Annotated in this window: 16 protein-coding genes; 5 read left to right on the top strand and 11 right to left on the bottom strand. The window is 54.5% G+C overall.

From position 1 onward, the window contains the following. Window positions 1-23: 23 nt before the first annotated feature. On the bottom strand, window positions 24-692 hold the full coding sequence (locus AC2FAP_RS04255) for a methionine ABC transporter permease (RefSeq protein ID WP_025204366.1): 669 nt from the start codon (window positions 690-692) through the stop codon (window positions 24-26). Further along, window positions 685-1,707, bottom strand: a complete 1,023-nt coding sequence (locus AC2FAP_RS04250) for a methionine ABC transporter ATP-binding protein (protein WP_020884357.1) — start codon at window positions 1,705-1,707, stop codon at window positions 685-687. The genes AC2FAP_RS04255 and AC2FAP_RS04250 overlap by 8 nt, the downstream gene beginning before the upstream one ends. A 399-nt stretch (window positions 1,708-2,106) precedes the next feature. On the opposite strand from AC2FAP_RS04250, the gene AC2FAP_RS04245 reads away from it, so the two are divergent. From AC2FAP_RS04245 to lpp, 5 genes are all read left to right on the top strand, one after another. Continuing rightward, window positions 2,107-3,477, top strand: coding sequence for a pyridoxal-phosphate dependent enzyme (locus AC2FAP_RS04245; RefSeq protein ID WP_449541585.1), 1,371 nt, complete (start codon window positions 2,107-2,109; stop codon window positions 3,475-3,477). 11 nt (window positions 3,478-3,488) lie between these two features. Continuing rightward, window positions 3,489-4,634: a trans-sulfuration enzyme family protein gene (locus AC2FAP_RS04240; RefSeq protein WP_063214535.1), complete on the top strand. Its 1,146-nt coding sequence runs from the start codon at window positions 3,489-3,491 to the stop codon at window positions 4,632-4,634. Window positions 4,635-4,707: 73 nt separating this feature from the next. Next, window positions 4,708-5,004: a protein YnhH gene (gene ynhH, locus AC2FAP_RS04235; RefSeq protein ID WP_419145756.1), complete on the top strand. Its 297-nt coding sequence runs from the start codon at window positions 4,708-4,710 to the stop codon at window positions 5,002-5,004. Between the two features lie 7 nt (window positions 5,005-5,011). Next, the gene (pykF, locus tag AC2FAP_RS04230) at window positions 5,012-6,424 is read left to right on the top strand and encodes a pyruvate kinase PykF (RefSeq protein WP_014169744.1); all 1,413 of its coding nucleotides are present in this window, start codon (window positions 5,012-5,014) and stop codon (window positions 6,422-6,424) included. A 310-nt stretch (window positions 6,425-6,734) separates the two neighbouring features. After that, window positions 6,735-6,971, top strand: coding sequence for a murein lipoprotein Lpp (gene lpp / locus AC2FAP_RS04225; protein WP_001082307.1), 237 nt, complete (start codon window positions 6,735-6,737; stop codon window positions 6,969-6,971). A 60-nt stretch (window positions 6,972-7,031) separates the two neighbouring features. Here the strand turns inward: lpp and ldtE are convergent, their stop codons facing one another. The 9 genes from ldtE to AC2FAP_RS04180 all read right to left on the bottom strand — a co-directional run bounded on the left by ldtE (window position 7,032) and on the right by AC2FAP_RS04180 (window position 16,111). Beyond that, a complete protein-coding gene (gene ldtE / locus AC2FAP_RS04220; protein ID WP_078773942.1) occupies window positions 7,032-8,045 on the bottom strand; it encodes a L,D-transpeptidase LdtE in 1,014 nt (337 codons plus the stop codon). Window positions 8,046-8,142: 97 nt separating this feature from the next. Further along, window positions 8,143-8,559, bottom strand: a complete 417-nt coding sequence (gene sufE, locus AC2FAP_RS04215; protein WP_422711966.1) for a cysteine desulfuration protein SufE — start codon at window positions 8,557-8,559, stop codon at window positions 8,143-8,145. A 14-nt stretch (window positions 8,560-8,573) separates the two neighbouring features. Further along, the gene (sufS, locus tag AC2FAP_RS04210; RefSeq protein ID WP_449541584.1) at window positions 8,574-9,794 is read right to left on the bottom strand and encodes a cysteine desulfurase SufS; all 1,221 of its coding nucleotides are present in this window, start codon (window positions 9,792-9,794) and stop codon (window positions 8,574-8,576) included. Further along, the gene (sufD, locus tag AC2FAP_RS04205; protein ID WP_449541583.1) at window positions 9,791-11,062 is read right to left on the bottom strand and encodes a Fe-S cluster assembly protein SufD; all 1,272 of its coding nucleotides are present in this window, start codon (window positions 11,060-11,062) and stop codon (window positions 9,791-9,793) included. Before sufD ends, sufS begins: the two co-directional genes overlap by 4 nt. After that, complete coding sequence (gene sufC / locus AC2FAP_RS04200; RefSeq protein WP_020884365.1) at window positions 11,037-11,783, bottom strand: Fe-S cluster assembly ATPase SufC; 747 nt, start codon at window positions 11,781-11,783, stop codon at window positions 11,037-11,039. The genes sufD and sufC overlap by 26 nt, the downstream gene beginning before the upstream one ends. Window positions 11,784-11,792: 9 nt before the next feature. Further along, window positions 11,793-13,283 (bottom strand): Fe-S cluster assembly protein SufB, encoded by a 1,491-nt coding sequence (gene sufB / locus AC2FAP_RS04195; protein ID WP_020884366.1) that lies wholly within the window; start codon window positions 13,281-13,283, stop codon window positions 11,793-11,795. Window positions 13,284-13,291: 8 nt separating this feature from the next. Next, complete coding sequence (sufA, locus tag AC2FAP_RS04190) at window positions 13,292-13,660, bottom strand: Fe-S cluster assembly scaffold SufA (protein WP_008500631.1); 369 nt, start codon at window positions 13,658-13,660, stop codon at window positions 13,292-13,294. A gap of 313 nt (window positions 13,661-13,973) precedes the next feature. Next, window positions 13,974-14,702, bottom strand: coding sequence for a MerR family transcriptional regulator (locus tag AC2FAP_RS04185; protein ID WP_020884367.1), 729 nt, complete (start codon window positions 14,700-14,702; stop codon window positions 13,974-13,976). 188 nt (window positions 14,703-14,890) lie between these two features. Next, complete coding sequence (locus AC2FAP_RS04180; protein ID WP_025204373.1) at window positions 14,891-16,111, bottom strand: diguanylate phosphodiesterase; 1,221 nt, start codon at window positions 16,109-16,111, stop codon at window positions 14,891-14,893. Window positions 16,112-16,183 lie beyond the last annotated feature (72 nt).

Here is a 16,183-nt window from a genome sequence, read left to right as displayed (position 1 = left end):
TGGTTCCTGTGTGTTATTAGAGATTATCGTTTATCTAACAATGAGGTCAGGACGTCGCCGCAGAACTGGATAATGAAAACGATGATCAGAATGGTCACCGTCGCCACCAGCGTGACGTCGCCATGGTTGCGCTGGAATCCTTCCAGATAAGCCAGATTTCCCAAACCGCCTGCGCCAATCACCCCCGCCATGGCGCTGTAACTCACCAGCGCAATCAGCGTTACCGTAATACCTGATACCAGTGCAGGTGATGACTCCGGCAGTAAAACCCGAAACACCAGGGTGCTCAGTCGTGCGCCCATTGAGCGCGTGGCCTCAATAACCCCCTTGTCCACTTCACGCAGGGCAATTTCGACCAGGCGTGCGTAGAACGGTGCCGCACCGACAATCAGAGCCGGCAGCGCCGCGTTTGCGCCAAGAATGGTGCCGACAAGGGTTTTCGTGAACGGGATCAACAGCACAATCAGAATGATGAACGGGATAGAACGAAACACGTTCACCACAATTGAAATCACGCTGTAGACCGCGCGGTTGTGGAACAACCCGCCGCGCGCGGTTAAAAACAGCGCCAGGCCAAGGACGATCCCAAGAACAAAGGTTGCCACGCCGGAAAGCGCAGTCATGTACAGCGTTTCCAGCGTCGCCGCCCAGAGTTGCTCCCACTTCAGATGAGGAAAAAGCGTCTCAGCCATGTTTAATTACCTCGCCTTCAATATCGCTGTGCTTCAGGTCGGCGAGGATATTGCTCAGTTGTTCATCCGATGCCACGACGTGTACCCAGAGTTGCCCAAATACGCCGTGGGCCGTTTGGGTCATTTTTCCGTGCAGAATGTTAAACGGCAGGCCGTAGCGCAGAGTCAGCTCGCCCACGATCGGCTTATGGGTGCTGTGGCCCGTAAAGGTCAACCTGATGACGCTACCTTCAAGGTCCGCTGCCAGCTCCGTATTAAACGTCTCTTCCTCGGCATACTGGCTCACCTGGCGGACAAACTGCTGAGTGATAGGCTGCTGCGGACGGGTAAAGACGCTCAGCACCTCCCCCTCCTCCACCACTTTGCCGTTCTCCATCACCGCCACGCGGTCGCAAATTTTGCGCACCACGTGCATCTCGTGCGTGATCAGCACAATGGTCAGCCTGAAGCGGCGGTTAATGTCCAGCAGCAGATCGAGGATTTGATCGGTGGTCTGCGGATCGAGGGCTGACGTGGCTTCATCGCAAAGCAATACGTCGGGGTTATTGGCCAATGCACGTGCAATCCCCACACGCTGTTTTTGCCCGCCACTCAGCTGCGAGGGATAGGCGTTCTCGCGTCCCTTCAGCCCAACGAGATCGACCAGTTCGGCCACGCGGGCCTTAATGTTGGCTTTTGGCACACCGGCGATTTGCATTGAGAACGCGATATTCTCACTCACCGTGCGCGACCAAAGCAGATTGAAGTGCTGGAAGACCATGCTGATCTTCAGACGTGCCTGGCGCAGTGCTTCGCCCTTTGCGGCAGAAATGTCCTGTCCGTTGATGGTCACACTTCCGCGAGTGGGTTTTTCCAGTCCATTCAGCAAACGAATAAGAGTACTTTTACCCGCGCCGCTGTAACCGATAATGCCGTATATCTGCCCCTGCTCTATCGTCAAATTGACGTTATCAACGGCTGTGAGTGCAACCTTCCCGTTGTCAAAAACCTTCGAAATATTGCTGAGTACAATCATTCTTATGTGTAATCCGTCCCGCACATGGCGGTTTAGCAGTATGGATGTCCAAATGATAGTAAACAGGCGTTATCACCTTTTAAATGAACAAAAAGGAATTTGTTATAACTTGCAGGAATAAATAGCGATTTTCGTACCGGCAAGCATTTAGACCAATTTCAGAAATGATTATCTGCCATGTGCATATCAGCGGTTCATCACCTGATGAAAACGGTTAATTTTGCAGCATTTTTGACTGATATAGCCATCCTCACATCCAGAGCACTTTACGTCTTGCTATCCCTCCATCCAAAAACGACATTTATATTCTTTTCTGTTCTAAAACGGAGTGAAGGATTCTTTAAGGGGTTAATTCCCCCGCCCTATCATCCTGTCATGACCTCCTGAAAGGAAAACACCATGACGATTTACCACTCCGTCACCGAACTGATTGGCCACACCCCGCTTATCCAGATGCATAAGCTTGATACCGGTCTCTGCTCGTTGTTTCTGAAGCTGGAAAACCAGAACCCGGGCGGTTCGATTAAAGACCGCGTTGCACTGTCGATGATTAACGAAGCGGAGCGTAACGGCCAGCTCCAGCCAGGCGGTACCATTATTGAGGCGACGGCGGGAAATACCGGTCTTGGCCTGGCCTTGATCGCCGCGCAGAAGGGCTATTCGCTGATCCTGGTGGTGCCAGACAAAATGAGCCGCGAGAAGATTTTCCACCTGCGGGCACTGGGGGCTCAGGTGGTACTGACCCGCTCCGATGTCAATAAGGGCCACCCTGCCTACTATCAGGATTACGCGCAACGTCTGGCGAATGAACTGCCGGGGGCGTATTACATCGATCAGTTTAATAACGAAGCCAACCCGCTGGCGCACCGCACCACCACCGCGCCTGAACTGTATGAACAGCTTGACGGTAAGATTGACGCCATCGTCGTCGGCGTGGGGTCTGGGGGGACGCTGGGTGGGCTACAGGCGTGGTTCGCTGAGCACTCACCGCAGACTGAATTTGTGCTGGCCGACCCGGCCGGTTCGGTCCTGGCCGATCAGGTAGAAACGGGACGCTATCAGGATGCGGGCTCGTGGCTGGTGGAGGGGATTGGTGAAGACTTTATTCCTCCGCTGGCACACATCGAAGGGGTGAATCGTGCCTGGCGCATCACCGATCGCGAAGCTTTCACCACCGCCCGCGAGCTGCTGAAAACGGAAGGCATCCTGGCAGGCTCCTCCAGCGGCACCCTGCTGGCGGCTGCGCTGAAATATTGCCAGGCACAGACCACCCCGAAACGGGTTGTGACCTTCGCCTGCGACAGTGGCAACAAATATCTCTCAAAGATGTTCAACGATGACTGGATGCGCCAGCAGGGTTTGATCTCCCGGCCGCAGGCTGGCGATCTCTCCGACTACATTGCCCTGCGCCATGATGAAGGCGCAACCGTCACCGCCGCGCCGGATGACACCCTCTCCACCGTACTGGCGCGGATGCGTTTGTATGACATCTCCCAGCTGCCGGTCCTGAAGAACGGTCAGGTCGTGGGCATCATCGACGAGTGGGATCTTCTGCGCCATATCGGTGGCGATGGCGACCGCTTCTCGCTTCCCGTGACCGCGGCAATGACCCGTCAGGTGGAGTTCCTCGATAAAAACGCCCCGGAAAGCGCCCTGAACGCCATTTTCGATCGCGGTCTGGTGGCGGTCATTAATGACAATGACCGCTTCCTGGGCCTGATTACGCGCAGCGATGTTCTTACCGCCTGGCGCAACCGTCTTCAGCAATAAAGGAATACATGATGAAAAATCTGGCAACCCTGAGCGTACACAGCGGTGAGTTTAACGATCGGCATGGCGCGGTCATGCCCCCGATTTACGCCACCTCCACGTTTGCGCAACCGTCACCTGGCGAGCACACCGGCTATGAATATTCGCGCAGCGGCAACCCGACCCGCCATGCGCTGGAAACCGCCATCGCCGAACTGGAAGGCGGGACCCGCGGCTATGCCTTCGCTTCCGGCCTCGCCGCCATCTCTACCGTGCTTGAACTGCTGGACAAAGACAGCCATATCGTCGCCATTGACGATGTCTACGGCGGGACCTGGCGCCTGATTGAAAACGTGCGCAAACGTAGCACCGGCCTGCAGGTGAGCTGGGTCAAGCCGGACGATTTGGCCGGTCTTGAAGCCGCCATTCGGCCGGATACGCGGATGGTATGGGTTGAAACGCCAACCAATCCGTTGCTTAAACTGGCGGATCTGGCGGCTATCGCCGACATCGCCCGTCGTCATCACGTCATCAGCGTGGCCGATAATACCTTCGCATCGCCCGTCATCCATCGCCCGCTGGAAACGGGTTTCGACATCGTCGTGCACTCTGCCACCAAATACCTGAATGGTCACTCGGACGTGGTCGCCGGACTGGCGGTTGTGGGAAATAACGCCGCGCTGGCGGACAAGCTTGCCTACCTGCAGAACGCGGTCGGCGGTGTACTGGATCCGTTTAGCAGCTTCCTGACGCTGCGCGGTATTCGTACGCTGTCGCTGCGGGTAGAAAAGCACAGCACCAACGCGCTGGCCATTGCGCAATGGCTGGAGCAACAGCCGCAGGTCGAAAAGGTATTTTATCCGGGGCTGGAATCACACCCGCAATATTCGCTTGCCCGCGCGCAGATGGCGCTGCCGGGCGGCATGATTTCTCTGGTGGTGAAAGGCGATGCGCAACGGGCCACAGAGGTGATCCGCGCACTGAAATTATTCACCCTCGCCGAAAGCCTGGGTGGCGTGGAAAGTCTGGTCAGCCAGCCTTACAGCATGACTCACGCTTCGATTCCGCTTGAACAGCGGCTGGCCAACGGCATAGTACCGCAGCTGATTCGCCTGTCCGTGGGCATTGAAGATGCCAAAGATCTGATTGCCGACCTCAGCCAGGCGCTGAAAAACTAAGCAAAACGCGGCAGGTCACGCACCTGCCGCGATAAGATGTCATCTAACCTTAACGCCTTGATAACAATCTCATGTGGATCTGCACAGATTATTTTTGAAACGCTGTTTTCATTTTCCTTTTATCTTAAAATCAGCGTATAATGCGCGCCTAATCCCTGGTGAATGGTTTCAGCGCTTGGAATACAAAAAACAACGTACAACTACTCCTCTCCTTCGTTGGGCTGTCACTCAGGCACACTTTCTTCTGCACGCTCATTTGATGTCTCCTATCCTTAGTGCGTGTCATATACTCTTTTGCAACACAGGTTTGACTCCGCGGCGGTGCGCCCCCGGAGCGAGATTTCCATATCCTTCCCAACTTAAAGACTAAGACTGTCATGAAAAAGACGAAAATTGTTTGTACTATCGGCCCGAAAACCGAATCTGAAGAGATGCTGAGCAAAATGCTGGACGCCGGCATGAACGTTATGCGTCTGAACTTCTCCCACGGTGACTATGCTGAACACGGTCAGCGTATTCAGAACTTGCGCAACGTGATGAGCAAGACCGGTAAAAAAGCAGCCATCCTGCTGGATACCAAAGGTCCAGAAATCCGCACCATCAAACTGGAAGGCGGTAACGACGTCTCTCTGAAAGCGGGCCAGACCTTCACCTTCACCACTGACAAGACTGTTGTCGGTAACAACGAAATCGTTGCGGTCACCTATGAAGGTTTCACCAGCGACCTGTCCGTTGGCAACACCGTGCTGGTAGACGATGGTCTGATCGGCATGGAAGTGACCGCCATCGAAGGTAACAAGGTTATCTGTAAAGTGCTGAACAACGGCGACCTGGGTGAAAACAAAGGCGTTAACCTGCCAGGCGTTTCCATCGCGCTGCCAGCCCTGGCTGAAAAAGACAAACAAGACCTGATCTTCGGTTGCGAGCAAGGCGTCGACTTCGTTGCGGCATCCTTCATCCGTAAACGTTCCGACGTGGTTGAAATCCGTGAGCACCTGAAAGCGCACGGCGGCGAGAAGATCCAGATCATCTCCAAAATCGAAAACCAGGAAGGCCTGAACAACTTCGACGAAATCCTCGAAGCGTCAGACGGCATCATGGTTGCACGTGGTGACCTGGGTGTTGAAATCCCGGTTGAAGAAGTTATCTTCGCGCAGAAGATGATGATCGAGAAGTGTGTTCGCGCGCGTAAAGTGGTTATCACCGCAACGCAGATGCTGGACTCCATGATCAAAAACCCACGCCCAACCCGCGCAGAAGCTGGCGACGTGGCTAACGCCATCCTCGACGGTACCGATGCAGTCATGCTGTCCGGCGAATCCGCGAAAGGTAAATACCCGCTGGAAGCCGTTGGCATCATGGCGACCATTTGCGAACGTACTGACCGCGTGATGACCAGCCGTCTGGACTTCAACAACGACAGCCGCAAACTGCGTATTACCGAAGCAGTCTGCCGCGGTGCGGTAGAAACCGCTGAGAAACTGGAAGCGCCTCTGATTGTGGTTGCCACCCAGGGCGGTAAATCTGCTCGCGCAGTCCGTAAATACTTCCCGGACGCGACGATCCTGGCGCTGACCACCAACGAAACCACTGCCCGTCAGCTGGTGCTGAGCAAAGGCGTGGTTGCGCATCTGGTGAAAGAAATCGCGTCTACCGACGATTTCTACATTCAGGGTAAAGCGCTGGCGCTGGAAAGCGGCCTGGCACAGAAAGGCGACGTTGTGGTCATGGTTTCTGGTGCGCTGGTACCAAGCGGAACCACCAACACAGCATCTGTTCACGTGCTGTAATAATTCCCGAACGAATTAATTTTCATAAAAAGCGTCCTCCGGGACGCTTTTTTTATTTCATGCATTAGCCAAAGTCATTCAAAAAGCAAATCGGGTTTCTCTATTTAATTGCGAATTATCTAAGATGAATCCGATGAAAAATGCCTTTTTTTACAGAGCTTTTTGCCAAAAAAGGGCCGATTCGATGCTTCTTTGAGCGAACGATCAAAAATAGGCGTATTCCCATCAAAAAAATATTCTCAACCTAAAAAACTTTGTGTAATACTTGTAACGCTACATGGAGATTAACTCAATCTAGAGGGTATTAATAATGAATCGTACTAAACTGGTACTGGGCGCGGTAATCCTGGGTTCTACTCTGCTGGCTGGTTGCTCCAGCAACGCTAAAATCGATCAGCTGTCTTCTGACGTTCAGACTCTGAACGCTAAAGTTGACCAGCTGAGCAACGACGTGAACGCAATGCGTTCCGACGTTCAGGCTGCTAAAGACGACGCAGCTCGCGCTAACCAGCGTCTGGACAACCAGGCTACTAAATACCGTAAGTAATAGTACCTGTTAATAAAATGGCGCACATTGTGCGCCATTTTTTTTGTCTGCGTCAAACCCCTACTGCGTCACCTTCTCACCGTCATTTTCCGCGACCACAGCGGATGTCCGACTGTTCTGTACTGACAACACGTTCTGACGCGCTGACGCGCCGTTATCGGCCGACACGGCTACCGGGATCCCCGCGCGGCGTGACAAGGCTTTATCGATAAGCGCTTTATCACTTCCTGACTGCGAGACAAACGTCGCAAAGTCTGCGGAATGCGAAATGGGTGTCATCTGGGGGTTTTCACCCTCAACCTGCGCCAGCGGACGATGCACTTCAATATAGCGTTTACCGTCAGGCTCGACGGAGAACTTCACCGGCTCATTAATGATTTGCACCCGCGTGCCGACCCGCACCTGCTCAAACAGCGCTTTGATATCCGGCGCGTTCATGCGCATACAGCCGGAGCTGACCCGCAGGCCGACGCTGTCCGGTGCGCTGGTGCCGTGGATCAGGTATTCCCCGTGACCCACGCCTAAACGCAATGCAAAGCGTCCTAGCGGGTTATTTGGCCCAGCCGGGACCACGGGCGGTAATTTGATGCCCTGCTCCAGAGAGCGCGCTCTGATGCCCGGTGTTGGGGTCCAGGTAGGATTAGGGATCTTTTGGCTGACCCGGGTGGTGGTGACCGGCGTTTCCAGTCCCAGTTGCCCAATGCCGAGCGGGAAAACCTGAACAATGTTTTCGCCCGGCGGGAAGTAGTAAAGCCGCAGCTCCGCCAGGTTCACGACAATCCCCTCACGGGGCGTGTCGGGCAACAGCATCTGCGAAGGGATCGTGATCACCGTCCCCGGCGCAGGGTTTACCGGCGCAATAGTATTATTGGCTTCAAGGATAAGCTGTGCGGCAGTATTAAACCGGCGAGCGATGGTCTGAAGTTTATTATCCCCTTCCTGTATCGTGTAGGTTTGATTTTGCCCAATCAGACGGCTGCCTGCGGGCGGCAACGGGTAATCCATCGCGCGGGCCGAATTAAGAGCACCGAACGAACCCAGGAGTAATAGAGTTATTAGAGACGCGCGCTTCATGCTGAGATTCCTTATTCACTGGCCGGATGCCAGAAAGCTGAAAAACCAGCGAGGCGGGAACCACCTCGCGAAACAGAATGAATGCTGTTCTGTAAGTCTAGCTAAGGATTGCAGCTTTGGCGCGGATGGCGCGAATCATCGCTTCCAGCCCCTGGGAACGGGACGGGGTGAGGTGTTGGGTCAGGGCCATTTTTTCAAACCACGGGCGGACATCAAAAGCGACAATATCCTGCGCTGACATCTGGTGATAGAGAATAAATACCACCGCAATAAGCCCTTTCACAATAGCGGCATCGCTGTCGCCCTGTAATTCGATCACGCCGTCGCGCGTCTGCTCCATCACAATCCAGACCTGGCTCTGACAGCCCTGAATAATATTTTCCGGGTGGTGTGCCTCTTCGCTGAGCGGCGGTAAACGCTGGCCCAGTTCAATGATATAGAGGTACTTCTCTTCCCAGTTTGCGCAACGCCCGAAGTTACGCAGTAATTTTTCTTTATCCGGCAAATCTGCCATCTTTCGCCTCTCCGTTAGCCCAGCAACTGGTGAATGCGTTTAAGCCCCGCCACCAGCCTGTCGACCTCTTCCGTTGTGTTGTACATCACCAGCGATGCGCGGCACATCGCCGGCACCTGGTAAAACGCCATCAACGGCATAGCACAGTGGTGTCCGGTACGCACGGCCACGCCGTAATTATCGAGGAAACTGCCCACATCGTATGCATGGTGTTTACCGAGATTGAACGCAATTACCCCCTGGCGGTCCGCCGGGCCATACAGGGTCAGCGCCGGTACGCTGGCAAGCTCCTGCAGCGCGTAGTGCATCAGCAGGTGTTCGTACTCCTGAATCGCGTCAAGGCCAACAGACGTGACATAGGCGATGGCCGCCCCCAGCCCGATAATCCCGCCGGTATTCGGCGTGCCAGCTTCAAAGCGCCACGGTGCGCGTGCGTAGGTGGTCCCCTCTGAGAGACTGACGGTCGCAATCATCGAGCCGCCCCCTTCCCACGGTGGCATCGCCTGCAGAATATCTTCTTTCACGTACAGCACGCCAATCCCGGTCGGCCCATAGAGCTTGTGCCCGGAGAAGACGTAGAAATCGCAGTCCAGCGCCTGGACGTCGACCGCGTGGTGCATGACCGCCTGCGCACCATCAATCAGCACCTTCGCGCCAGCCTGGTGGGCTTTCTCAATAATCGCTGCCACCGGGTTCTCGGTTCCCAGCACGTTAGAAACCTGGGTCACGGCCACCAGCCGCGTACGCGCATCCAGCAACGCGTCAAGTTGCTCAAGCTGCAGGGTGCCATCAACGTTCAATGGGATCACCCTCAGTTGCGCACCAACACGCTCACAGAGCATCTGCCACGGCACGATATTGGCATGGTGCTCCATCTGGGTGATGATGATGTTATCCCCCGCGTGGACCTGCGCGTTGCCCCAGCTGTTGGCGACGAGGTTGATCCCCTCGGTGGTACCGCGCACAAACACCAGTTCCTCTGGCGAGCGTGCATTGAGGAAAGCGGCGATTTGGGTACGCACATTTTCCATACGCTGGGTCGCCTCCGCACTCAGGGTGTGGATCCCCCGGTGCACGGCGGCATAACCGTGGCGGTAGAATTCCGCTTCCGCTTCGATCACCTGATTCGGTTTCTGCGCGCTGGCCGCACTGTCCAGATACGCCAGGGGCAGACCGTTCACTTCACGGGTCAGAACCGGAAAATCTGCCCGTACTTTATCTACGGGAAAACTCATGCTTCGCCTCCAGGCAGACGCTGCCCGATACGGGCCAACACCTGCTGTTTTAACAGGCCATCGTGCAGCGCTTCCGTCAGTTCAGCGGCAAACGCATAGATAATCATTTGCTGCGCCGCCTGCTGGTCGATACCGCGGGAGCGTAAATAGAACATCTGTTCGTCATCAATTCGCCCGACCGTCGCGCCATGGCTGCACTTCACGTCATCAGCATAGATTTCAAGCTGTGGTTTGGTGTCCACTTCCGCCAGGCGTCCCAACAGCAGGTTGTTGTTGGTCATCTGCCCGTCGGTTTTAATCGCGTGCTGCGCCACGTTAATCAGGCCGTTAAACACCGCTCGCCCTTTGTCGCTGACAATGGTTTTGTGCAGCTGGCGACTGTTACAGTAGCCTTTGTTGTGCTCAAGCCAGGTGCGTGTATCGCACACTTGCGTTTTAACCGGCATCGCCAGGCTGTTGATGCGAAGCGTTGTATTCTCGCCGTTAAGCTGCGTGCTGGTGTTGTGGCGCAGTACCGCGCCGCCCAGCAAAAAGCTGTGGCTGTATGCCGCGGCATCTTGTCCAAGCAGCATGTCGTTATGTGCAAAGTGGTGGCTATGCGGGTTTTCAAACGCCAGTTTGATATGGTGAAGCTGGGCATTGGCGGCAACATGCATTGTCAAACGCGCCCCGGTAAAGTGCCGGGCCTCGTTGAGGCTGACGTAATGCTCAATCACCGTGGCCTCCGCCCCTTCCGCCAGCTCAAGATGGTGGCGGTAGTGAGCAGTGTTGATCTCGTCGCCGTCTGCTCCCTGAGTGATGTGCATCAGCAGCAGTGGTTTTACCGGACGCTGGTTACGCTTAACGCGAATATGCGTCACGCTCCGCGCCAGGCTCTCGGTGAGATGCAGGAAGACCTCGGGCTGTACCGGGGCGCTCAGGCTCTGACGGTCATCGTTAATGGCAATCTCAAACCCGCTGTCCTGGGTGCTGTCACTCAGCTCAGGGCGGAACTGACCATCGACGAAGACCAGACGCACGGCATCCACGGTCAATGCCAGGGCATCGCGCTGCGCCGGGCTGATGTCTGCCAGGCGGGTGACAAACTCGCCGTTCAGCAGGCCATCAAGCGGCGTGTATTTCCAGTTCTCCTGCTTGCGTGACGGCAAACCGAGACGCAGCATCTGCTGCAGGTGCTGTTGCGCCTGTTCCGAGCGCGTATTGCCCTGCGCTTCAAACAGACGGTGCCACTGCTGGAGCGCATTACTGCTGTTCGGTAAGCCAGCCATAACCCTGCTCCTCCAGTTGTTTAACCAGCGTGAAATCACCGGATTTCACAATACGCCCCTGGTAAAGCACATGGACGTAATCCGGCTTGATGTAATCCAGAATACGCTGGTAGTGAGTGACGATGATGAACGCGCGTTTGCCGTCGCGCAGGGAGTTCACCCCGTCGGCGACAATCTTCAGGGCATCGATATCCAGACCGGAGTCGGTTTCATCCAGAATGCACAGTTCAGGCTCAAGGACCGCCATCTGCAGAATGTCGTTACGCTTTTTCTCACCGCCTGAAAAACCGACGTTGACCGAGCGGGTCAGCAGGTCTTCCGGCATTTTCAGCAACTTAATCTTCTCTTCCATCAGGTCCTGGAAATCAAAGCGGTCCAGCGCTTCCAGTCCGCGATATTTACGTACCGCGTTCAGCGCCGTTTGCAGAAAGAACTGGTTACTCACCCCCGGGATCTCCACCGGATACTGGAAGGCCATAAAGATACCTTCACCGGCCCGCTCTTCCACCGACATCTCCAGCAAATCTTTGCCGTTAAACTCGACCGACCCGTGGGTCACTTCGTAATCTTCGCGTCCTGCCAGCGTCGCGGAGAGCGTACTTTTCCCGGAGCCATTGGGCCCCATAATGGCGTGGACTTCACCCGGTTTGACGTCAAAATTGAGACCACGCAGGATCTCTTTGTCTTCCACGCTAACCTGTAAATCTTTAATACTTAACATGTGCTTTCCTTAACCGACGCTGTGTTCAAGACTAATGGCGAGGAGTTTCTGGGCTTCAACGGCAAATTCCAGCGGCAGTTCAGAGAACACATCCTTACAGAAGCCGTTCACAATCATTGAGATGGCATCTTCCTCACTGATCCCGCGCTGCAGGCAGTAGAAGAGCTGATCTTCCCCAATACGTGACGTCGTCGCCTCGTGCTCAAGCTGGGCGGTATTGTTACGGCATTCAACGTACGGGAAGGTGTGTGCCCCGCAGTCTGCGCCAATTAACATTGAGTCACACTGGGTAAAGTTTCGGGCATTGGTGGCCGTCGGCATGATTTTGACCAGCCCACGATAGCTGTTCTGACTGTGCCCGGCGGAGATGCCTTTGGAAATAATGGTCGACCGGGTGTTTTTACCGATGTGGATCATCTTGGTACCCGTATCTGCCTGCTGATGGCCGCTGGTCAGCGCCACGGAGTAGAACTCACCAATCGAGTTATCCCCACGCAAAATACAGCTCGGGTATTTCCAGGTGATGGCAGAGCCGGTTTCCGACTGGGTCCAGGACATTTTGCTGTTTTCGCCTTCGCACAGCGCACGCTTGGTCACGAAGTTCAGAATACCGCCGGTGTTGCCATCGCCCGGGAACCAGTTCTGCACCGTGGAGTATTTCACCTCTGCATCTTTATGAATGATGACTTCAACCACCGCGGCGTGAAGCTGGTAGCTGTCACGGACCGGTGCGGAGCAACCTTCAATGTAACTGACGTAGCTGCCTTCATCGGCCACCAGAATGGTGCGTTCGAACTGACCGGTTTTTTCCGCGTTGATACGGAAATAGGTCGACAACTCCATCGGGCAGCGAACGCCTTTTGGTACGTAGATAAAGGTGCCATCAGACGCTACCGCCGCGTTGAGCGCGGCAAAAAAGTTATCGTTACTCGGCACCACGGTGCCGATGTACTTTTTCACCAGCTCAGGGTGCTCGTGAATCGCTTCGCCGAAAGAGCAGAAAATAATCCCCTGCTCTGCCAGTTTTTCACGGTAGGTTGTCGCCACTGAGACGGAGTCAAAAATGGCGTCCACCGCCACCTCTTTCCCTTCGCGAACGGGCACACCCAGCTGGTTAAATGCCTCTTCCACTTCTTTGCTCAGGAAGCTGTTGTCCGCACCGGTTTGCTGCACAGCGCCAGGCTGTGAGGCGCAGGTGTCGTCGCAACTCCCGCAGGATGGCGCAGAGTAGTAGCTGTAATCCTGATAGTTCAGCTTGTCATAATGCGCTTTCAGCCAGTGAGGTTCTTCCATTTCCAGCCAGGCCCGGAAGGCGCTCAGACGAAACTCCAGCATCCATTCAGGTTCATTACGTTTGGCCGAGATCGCCCGGACGACATCTTCATTGATGCCTTTCGCCAGTTCATCGGTCTGCAGCTGGGTAAAGAACCCCTCTTTATAATTGAGGTGGCCGCCGCTCCAGGTGTTAACATCACTCGTTGCTTCAGTATTACGTGACATAGTACCGCCTATACCCCAAAGCTTTCGCCGCACCCACATTCGTTCTGGGCTTTCGGGTTATGAAATTTGAATAACTGGTTTAAACCTTCACGTACGTAGTCCACTTCCGTGCCGTCAATAAACGGCATGGCCTGCAGGGCGACATACAATTTTGCGCCGTCAGTTTCGAATACCAGATCATCTTTCTCGGGTTCTGTGACGGTATCGAGCACGTAACCGAATCCTGCGCAGCCGGTCTGTTTCACCCCCAGGCGCACGCCGAGGATCTCTGGCTTTTTCGCCACCAGTTCGTGAATATGTGCCGCCGCCGCTGGCGTGAGCGTTAAGCCACGCCAGGCGAAGTCGGCAGGATTGAAGGTTTCTGAATGCAGTTCCATAGGTCCACCTCATCTAATAAGCCCCAGGGCATAACACCATGTTAGTGATAACGATTATCACTTCAACCCTCTGTCAGCAGGGGCATTGGGCTAAATCGCCCTTTTTGCATACTTTTATTAAGCATAGACCCTGTCAGCGGATGCGGGCGGGATGGATTTAATTGTTCAATACTTTGAAAAATAATGGGTTATCGAATCAGAAAAGCGGAGTAAAGGGGAAAAGTAAAATATGCATCGGAAATGCCTATTTTTAAGATAGATTTTATCCAGGGGAACGACGAGCAAAAAAAAAGGCCTTCAAGGCCTGCGGAAATTAATGATGAAAGGAGACAACAAAACCCTGTTCACGCCAGTGGTCAAGCAGTTCCTGCTGACGCGGCGTCGGCGCTTTACCGGTCCAGACGAAAATTCTTTGCCCAGGGAAAAGCTCCGGACGAGGGGAATCAATCGGGTCGGCCAGCACGTCAATATGCCACCCCTTCTGTGCCAGACGCGCAGCCTCAAGCCACAGGTGGGTGCGGTCATCGCACTCCCAGCCAATAAGCAGAGCATCTTTACCGGCTTTCTTACGTGACTCCGCCAGGCTTGCGACAGCAAATTCTATCAGCACACCGTCAAGCAGGCTCGCCATATGACGCACCGTATTTTGATCCTGATTCATTCGCTGACGAACGGGAGAAATAATATTATCGATAAGCGCATCCATCGCGTGATCGCGGCGGAATTCGCCTATTTTGGCGCGCAGCTTTGCCGGGCTGGCATAACGCAAAACCGTCATCATCTCTTCCTGGATTGATGCCCAGTTACCCTGAGTCATCACTTCTTTGTTTTCCAGCAAGCCTTTGACTTTGCCGACCGAAACGCCGCTTTTCATCAGGCGTTTGATCTCTTCAATACGCAGGATATCTTCATCGTCAAACTGACGATGGCCCCCTTCGCTTCGCTGCGGCTTCAACAATCCATAACGGCGCTGCCAGGCACGCAGCGTAACGGGGTTGATACCGCATCGTTCGGCCACTTCGCCGATACTGTAATAGGCCATTAACTCCCTCACGCTTAGAACTTCCATACCCAACCAGACCAACCTTATCAGATTGTACAAACCATTTGTATAACTAAGGCCTCTTTTTGAGCGGGTGAAGGGTATACAAGTTCCTTCACCCGTTAATGTATTGTTGTACAAATTTTGCCGCGCGTACAGTCAAGCTTGCAGGTTTATGTACAGCTTTCTCAAAATTCAAACTTCTTCTCTGGCCACGCGATCGCCGGAATTCCCCCGTGACGCGGGCTGGCAAACAGGTGCCCCTGGAACTGGGAAATGCCTGCAGACTCCAGCCACATCCACTCTTCAGGCTTCTCAACGCCGACGGCACAGAACTGGATCTCCAGCGAGGAACAGCAGGTGATAATCGCCTGAATGATGGCCTGCCGCGGGCCGCTTTTGTGCACATTCGCGACCAGATCGCGGTTAATCTTAATTCTGTCAGGCTGGAATTGCGCCAGTAACTGCAGACCGGCAAAACCGGCACCAAAGTGATCGATGGTTACGCTGATACCGGCACTTTTTAGCTGCCTGACCGAATGGGTAAACTCTTCAAAACGGGAAATCGCTTCGCTCTCGGTGAATTCCACCACAATCTGCTCCGGCACAAAGCCATTCGCGTCAATGGCCGTCAGCAGGAAATCCACGGCGCCAGGCACGTTGACCAGCGTCATGGGCAGCAGGTTAATGGATAATGTCTGATCCTGTAATCCTAGTGCGCTCGCCATGGAGAGCGCAACCTGCTTGCTTTTCAAATCAGAGGCGTACACCTCTTCACGAGGAATTTGGGCAAAATAGGCCCCGGGCGATTCACCGGTGGGCGTGCGGATCAAGGCCTCCCAGGAGACGACCTGCTGCATAAACGGATCCACGATAGGCTGGAACGCAAAGCTGCAATCCGCACCTTTAGCCACCACCTCCGGTTGCGCCGATAAAGGCGTCTCTTCCGGGATAAAATCCCAGGCATCTGCAGGCGGCAGTTCAAAATAGTTGGCTTTCTCCGTGGCCTCCACGAAGGTGCGGAAAAACTGCAGGGCGCGATCGCTATATGTCAGCTGATACCTGCTGGTGCCTTTGTCAAGAACCTGCTGAAGCACCTCTTCCCTGTCGAACTGACGCAAGTCAAAAAGCTCCATGCCAACCTTGCCGAAGCGTCGGGAGGGGCCGTGATCGCGCATCAGCTCCACCACGTTATGGTGGCGCGTGTCCTGGCAAATCTGCTCGTAAATGGATGAAACGTTTTCCGCTGGGCCTTCGAGCAACTGAAAAAAATGCGTGCCGTTAAACAGCAAGATCCCCGTGACATTGGATTGCCGGTTTTTACTATTTGCAGCAGCTACCATGTTTTCCAGCGCTTTCACTGGAACGTCCTCGCAGATATGACTGCGGTATATGATGGTTGTAAGCATGCTTATCCTGAAGGGGGTTAGGGGTTGGCCACAAAAACACGTCGGTAAACATCTGTTATAGCATATTAATTA

Source organism: Enterobacter cloacae complex sp. 394I7 (assembly GCF_057320345.1).
Note: the sequence above shows the minus strand (reverse complement) of the source record. Positions and strands in the feature narration are given on the sequence as shown.

Coding starts and splice junctions, on each gene's coding strand:
- AC2FAP_RS04255 (WP_025204366.1), bottom strand. CDS start 692: ATGGCTGAGACGCTTTTTCCTCATCTGAAGTGGGAGCAACTCTGGGCG.
- AC2FAP_RS04250 (WP_020884357.1), bottom strand. CDS start 1,707: ATGATTGTACTCAGCAATATTTCGAAGGTTTTTGACAACGGGAAGGTT.
- AC2FAP_RS04245 (WP_449541585.1), top strand. CDS start 2,107: ATGACGATTTACCACTCCGTCACCGAACTGATTGGCCACACCCCGCTT.
- AC2FAP_RS04240 (WP_063214535.1), top strand. CDS start 3,489: ATGAAAAATCTGGCAACCCTGAGCGTACACAGCGGTGAGTTTAACGAT.
- pykF (WP_014169744.1), top strand. CDS start 5,012: ATGAAAAAGACGAAAATTGTTTGTACTATCGGCCCGAAAACCGAATCT.
- lpp (WP_001082307.1), top strand. CDS start 6,735: ATGAATCGTACTAAACTGGTACTGGGCGCGGTAATCCTGGGTTCTACT.
- ldtE (WP_078773942.1), bottom strand. CDS start 8,045: ATGAAGCGCGCGTCTCTAATAACTCTATTACTCCTGGGTTCGTTCGGT.
- sufE (WP_422711966.1), bottom strand. CDS start 8,559: ATGGCAGATTTGCCGGATAAAGAAAAATTACTGCGTAACTTCGGGCGT.
- sufS (WP_449541584.1), bottom strand. CDS start 9,794: ATGAGTTTTCCCGTAGATAAAGTACGGGCAGATTTTCCGGTTCTGACC.
- sufD (WP_449541583.1), bottom strand. CDS start 11,062: ATGGCTGGCTTACCGAACAGCAGTAATGCGCTCCAGCAGTGGCACCGT.
- sufC (WP_020884365.1), bottom strand. CDS start 11,783: ATGTTAAGTATTAAAGATTTACAGGTTAGCGTGGAAGACAAAGAGATC.
- sufB (WP_020884366.1), bottom strand. CDS start 13,283: ATGTCACGTAATACTGAAGCAACGAGTGATGTTAACACCTGGAGCGGC.
- sufA (WP_008500631.1), bottom strand. CDS start 13,660: ATGGAACTGCATTCAGAAACCTTCAATCCTGCCGACTTCGCCTGGCGT.
- AC2FAP_RS04185 (WP_020884367.1), bottom strand. CDS start 14,702: ATGGCCTATTACAGTATCGGCGAAGTGGCCGAACGATGCGGTATCAAC.
- AC2FAP_RS04180 (WP_025204373.1), bottom strand. CDS start 16,111: ATGCTTACAACCATCATATACCGCAGTCATATCTGCGAGGACGTTCCA.